Origin of the sequence: Dysgonomonas sp. 521 (genome assembly GCF_010501055.1) — a bacterium.
In the GTDB taxonomy this organism is placed as follows: Bacteria; Bacteroidota; Bacteroidia; order Bacteroidales; family Dysgonomonadaceae; genus Dysgonomonas.
Genome location: NZ_QVMO01000213.1, coordinates 1 through 1,364 on the forward strand (window position 1 = coordinate 1; position 1,364 = coordinate 1,364).

The following is a 1,364-nucleotide window of genomic DNA, read 5'->3' on the forward strand; positions in this document are numbered from 1 at the left end:
GCAATATCGGATTGTTCCGACCAGTCGCCTGTACCTTTGCCCGGAGAAAAACCGCTGTCTATTAAATCCTGTTTAAGTTGGGTTATGGCTTTGACTGATAGTTGTATCTTGTCGTTTATGGTTGCTGTTTCTGTTTCAAAGGTACATTCCCACTTTGTACCGTCCTTACGGCGATACGATAAAATCCTGTTTTCAGCGTCCAGCGTCACTTCTATTCGCCCCTCGCTATCGGTTACAACGGATAGTATTCTCGATATTGCGCCGATAGCGGCATTAACGGCGGTATCGGATATGGGTTTGCCCGTGTTACCTAATACGCCGACAATATCTGTATAGTTCAGTTTTAATTTTAGGGATGCTTTGGTGTCTTCGGGCATACCTTTGGAGACATAAATGTCGCCGTTACGGCGAAATCCGCAAAGAATAGCATCTTTGGCATCTATTATAGCAAAAAGGTATTCGGTGTTTGAGATAATGGATAATTGAGCATACACGGCGGGTACATCTTCGGATATTGCCACACCTGTATCAGACCACGAACCGTTTTTATATTCCCATATTGTGTCTGTACTTAAAATACCCGCTTTATCACCCGCTTGTGGTTGTCTTACCGCACCGCTTGCAATATCAGCTTCTAACTTTCCAAGCGTGGAAAAATAACCGAGATTGTGTTTGTTTTCCTCCTTTACGGCTTCCAAGTCCTCATGTGAGGCTTTGTTTTGTTCTAAGTCGTTGAGGGCATCGGTAAGACCGAGTACTTGTGATTGAGGCAAACGCTCTGACTTATGCCAAAACGATTTGAATTGCTCTGCAAATTGGGCTTCCGTTGGAAATTTTCCAGTCGTAAACCATTCAAATAATTGTTTTAAACTTACCATTGCTTAATCTTTTACTTTCATTATATACGCTATTGTAAAGAATGGAGGTCTATTTTCGTGGGCTTGGTTGCTACCTGCGGGAGAGGTCCATGCGAAAGCATTATCCCTATGGTATCGCAAACCTCCGCCCACTTGCATAATGTTTCTATTTGCTCACGTGCGGTTGTACCCGTGCCGTCTCGGCTGTCAATGGCAATGCCTCTGATTGTTATATCCCAATCTCCAAGTCCGTACAATTCTTTCACGGTGCCCACACCTCCCAATACTTCCGTTTTTGTGATATTTTTGGAACGGTTGAACTCGGCAATACATGAATAGGGCAAGGTCTTGTGAGGCCTTAATCCCTTTTGCAATGGCTGCGTTTACTTCCGCCTCACTTGCACTTTCGGGCAAACCGAGGGCTTTTGCTGTCGCTTTTAAATCCATTTCGTTTTCTTCTTTTTCATTAATATTTATTGTTGGAATCTTTGATGCAGGACAGCCACA

Annotated in this window: 2 protein-coding genes; both read right to left on the reverse strand. The window is 43.6% G+C overall.

What is annotated here, in order from left to right:
* Nucleotides 1–878, reverse strand: an 878-nt coding sequence (locus D0T84_RS22195) for a hypothetical protein (RefSeq protein WP_163310094.1), incomplete at its 3' end; no start/stop codon positions are given.
* A gap of 29 nt (nt 879–907) precedes the next feature.
* A complete protein-coding gene (locus D0T84_RS22200; RefSeq protein ID WP_163310095.1) occupies nt 908–1,231 on the reverse strand; it encodes a DUF6046 domain-containing protein in 324 nt (107 codons plus the stop codon).
* Between the last annotated feature and the right edge of the window lie 133 nt (nt 1,232–1,364).